The 3,651-nt window shown below is 58.6% G+C and carries 3 protein-coding genes; all 3 read right to left on the bottom strand.

Annotated features, from left to right (window positions below):
* Positions 1–115 precede the first annotated feature (115 nt).
* Positions 116–1,648 carry a lysine--tRNA ligase gene (lysS, locus tag AAC035_RS19555; RefSeq protein ID WP_339806791.1) on the bottom strand — a complete coding sequence of 511 codons (1,533 nt, stop codon included), beginning with the start codon at positions 1,646–1,648 and terminating at the stop codon, positions 116–118.
* 65 nt (positions 1,649–1,713) lie between these two features.
* Positions 1,714–2,809 (bottom strand): peptide chain release factor 2 gene (gene prfB, locus AAC035_RS19550; RefSeq protein WP_339806789.1). Its coding sequence is split into 2 segments (ribosomal slippage): positions 1,714–2,736 and positions 2,738–2,809, totalling 1,095 coding nucleotides; the frame shifts between segments, so codons are not numbered across the junction.
* Between the two features lie 81 nt (positions 2,810–2,890).
* Positions 2,891–3,651, bottom strand: a 761-nt coding sequence (locus AAC035_RS19545) for a DHHA1 domain-containing protein (protein ID WP_339806788.1), incomplete at its 5' end; no start/stop codon positions are given.

Raw genomic sequence — 3,651 nt, 5'->3', positions numbered from 1 at the left:
CCAGAAACTCCGCCAGCGACTGCATATAGGGCTGCCGGAACTCGTCCGCCAGATGCTCGGTCCAGCCCCGGCCTGAGCGAAGCTGAGCCGCCAGCGCCGCTACCGGGGCCATAGTTTACGCCTCGTCCTTTTTCACATCCGCCTTGTGTTCCGGACGCATGGCCGGGAACAGGATAACGTCGCGAATGGACGGCGAATCGGTCAGCAACATGGCAAGACGGTCGATACCAATACCCTCGCCGGCGGTGGGAGGCAGGCCATATTCCAGGGCTACCACATAGTCTTCGTCGTAGAACATGGCCTCGTCATCGCCGGCGTCCTTTTCGGCCACCTGGGCCTGAAAGCGCTCGGCCTGATCCTCGGCATCGTTCAGCTCGGAAAAGCCATTGGCAATCTCACGGCCACCCACGAAGAACTCGAAACGTTCGGTGACGAAGGGGTCACTGTCCTTGCAGCGGGCCAGTGGCGAAACCTCTTTCGGATACTCCGTGATAAACGTGGGCTGCATCAACCGGTGTTCCGCCGTGGCTTCGAAAATCTCGATCTGTACCTTGCCCAGACCCCAGCCATCCTTCAGATGGATGCCCAGATCTTTCGCCACCTGGCGGGCAGTGTCCTCGTCCGCCAGCTGCTCCCGGGTAATATCCGGGTTAAAACGCAGAATCGCATCCACCACGCTCAGGCGCTCGAACGGCTTGCCGAAATCGTATTCAATGGTTTCTGACTCGCCGTCCGCCAGCGCACGGGTGTTCACCACGCTGGTGGTGCCCAGGACACGCTGGGCTATGGTTCGCAGCATGTCTTCAGTCAGATCCATCAGATCATTGTAATCGGCGTAGGCCTGATAGAACTCCACCATGGTGAACTCAGGATTATGGCGGGTCGAAAGACCTTCGTTGCGGAAGTTACGGTTGATCTCGAAGACCCGCTCAAAACCGCCGACCACCAGCCGCTTGAGATAAAGCTCAGGTGCAATCCGCAGGTACATGTCGCGACCCAGCGCATTGTGATGAGTCACAAAAGGCCGTGCGGTAGCGCCACCAGGGATCACCTGCAGCATCGGGGTTTCCACTTCCATGAAATCCCGCTCGGTAAAGTACTGACGCATGACATTGATGATTTTGGAACGGGCGTAGAACACCCGGCGACTGTCCTCGTTGACCATCAGGTCCACGTAACGCTGACGGTAGCGGGCCTCGGTATCGGTCAGGCCCTTGTGCTTCTCCGGCAATGGTCGCAGCGACTTGGTCAGCAGCACATACTCGTCCATGGTGACGTAGAGGTCACCCTTGCCGGATTTGCACAGCACACCTCTTACCCCGACAATGTCGCCCAGATCCCAGTGTCTGGTGTCCTGCTGCACCGCCTTGACTGCGTAGATCTGGATGCGGCCGGTCATGTCCTGAACCACCTTGAAGGCCTTGCGGTCCAGCATCATGCGGCCGGCAATCGCAACCCTGATGCCGAGAGACTCCAGTTCTTCCTTGGTTTTGTCGCCATATCTGGCCTGCAGCTCGGCAGCGGTGGCGTCCCTGCGGAAGTCGTTGGGGAACGGATTGCCCTGTTCACGCATTTCGGCCAGTTTGGCCCTGCGCTCGACAATCAGCTTGTTGTCCTCGGTATGGGGGGCATTGGTGTGATCAGTCATGTTGGCTCACTAGAAATCGGAAGTTGTCGGGTCTGGATTTGGTTCTGGTGTCGGACTGGCGCTGATTACAGCGCCATCTTCAGACTGGCTTCAATGAACTTGTCGATATCACCATCCAGAACGGCCTGGGTGTTGCTGGTTTCCACCTTGGTTCGCAAATCCTTGACCCGACTGTCATCAAGCACGTAGGAGCGGATCTGGCTGCCCCAGCCAATGTCGGATTTGGAATCTTCCAGCTTCTGCTTCTCGGCATTACGCAACTGCATTTCCCGCTCGAACAGCTTGGCCTTGAGCTGTTTCATCGCGTAATCCTTGTTCTGATGCTGACTACGGCCAGCCTGACAGGCCACCACAATGCCGGTGGGGTTATGGGTCAGCCGTACTGCGGATTCGGTCCGGTTGACGTGCTGTCCACCAGCACCGGAGGCCCGGTAAACGTCGACCCTGAGATCCGCCGGATTGATTTCAATTTCGAAGCTGTCATCAACCTCCGGCGCCACAAACACCGAACTGAACGAGGTGTGTCTGCGGTTGCCCGAGTCGAACGGCGACTTGCGCACCAGGCGATGAACCCCGGTTTCGGTTCGCAGCCAGCCGTAGGCGTACTCGCCCTGGAAATGCACAGTGGCACTCTTGATGCCGGCGATTTCGCCGTCCTGAAGCTCAACAATTTCGGTCTTGAACCCCCGCCGCTCACCCCAGCGCAAATACATTCGCAACAGCATGTCGGCCCAGTCCTGGGCCTCGGTGCCGCCAGAACCGGCCTGAATGTCCAGGTAGGCGTTGTTGGGGTCCATCTCACCGGAAAACATCCGGCGAAACTCCAGTTTCTCAAGGTCCGCATCGAGACTCTCGAGATCCGATTCAATTTCGCCGACAGTGGCCTCGTCTTCTTCCTCGGCGGCCATGTCCAGCAAACCCTCGGCATCGTCCAGACCGGTCGTGAGTTTGTCGATGGTTGTCACGATCAGCTCAAGGTCGGCCCGTTCCTTGCCCAGCGCCTGCGCACGCTCCGGGTCATCCCACACTTTGGGTTCTTCCAGTTCCCGCTCTACCTCGACCAGTCGCTCGGCACGTTGGTCATAGTCAAAGATACCCCCTGAGCGCATCAGTGCGCTCACGAAGCTCTTTGATCTTCGTCACAATGGGATTGATTTCCATGAAGCTGTTACTCGCATTCAGACATTGGATAAAAAACTGAGGCGAAATTCTACCGGAATTCCGATGTGAAATCAGCCAGCGTCAGTGCACAGAATCTGCCTGAGACACCTGGCAGGGCTCCAGATAATCGATCAGCAGCTGCAAACTGGTGCGGCCACGAAAGGTATTGGCGTCGGGCTTGTAAACGATGCGGGCCCCGGTGCGGGTATAGTCCGGCACTTCCGGCCCGGTATTGAAGGCGATACCATCCACCACCAGGTCCCCTGTCATGGACTGGAGCACCAGTTTGAGGTGGTTCTCACCCACAATGCGCTGGGAGATCACCCGAAACTCGCCGTCAAATACCGGCTCCGGAAAGTGCTGACCCCAGGGTCCCGCCCGCTTGAGCAAAGCAGCTGTTTCCAGGTGAAGCTCGTCGGGCGCCAGCGGGCCATCGGTGGTGATGGCCGGCTCCAGATCTTCCGCTCGTAATGAACTCCGTACGGCCAGATCAAAAGCGTCGCAGAAACGCTCGAAATCTGCAGCCGCCAGCGTCATTCCGGCCGCCATGGCGTGACCACCATACTTCTTCAGCAACCCTGGGTGCCGGGCATCCACCACTGCCAGCACATCCCGAATGTGTAAACCGGGTATCGAGCGGGCGGACCCCTTGAGATCCTCACCGTTTTCATCGGCGGCAAACGCGATGGTGGGGCGATGGGTCTGCTCCCGGATCCGGGCCGCAAGAATGCCGATCACACCCTGGTGCCAGTCCGGGTCGAACAGCACCAGCCCCCAGGGCAGGCCTTCCGTGTCCAGTGACATGGATGCCAGCAGATCCTGGGCCTGGGCTTTCATGCCCT

The organism is uncultured Marinobacter sp. (assembly GCF_963974375.1).
GTDB lineage: Bacteria > Pseudomonadota > Gammaproteobacteria > Pseudomonadales > Oleiphilaceae > Marinobacter.
Note: the sequence above shows the minus strand (reverse complement) of the source record. Positions and strands in the feature narration are given on the sequence as shown.

Excerpts from the sequence above, each read along its gene's own strand:
- lysS (WP_339806791.1), bottom strand. The coding sequence starts at position 1,648 with ATGACTGATCACACCAATGCCCCCCATACCGAGGACAACAAGCTGATT.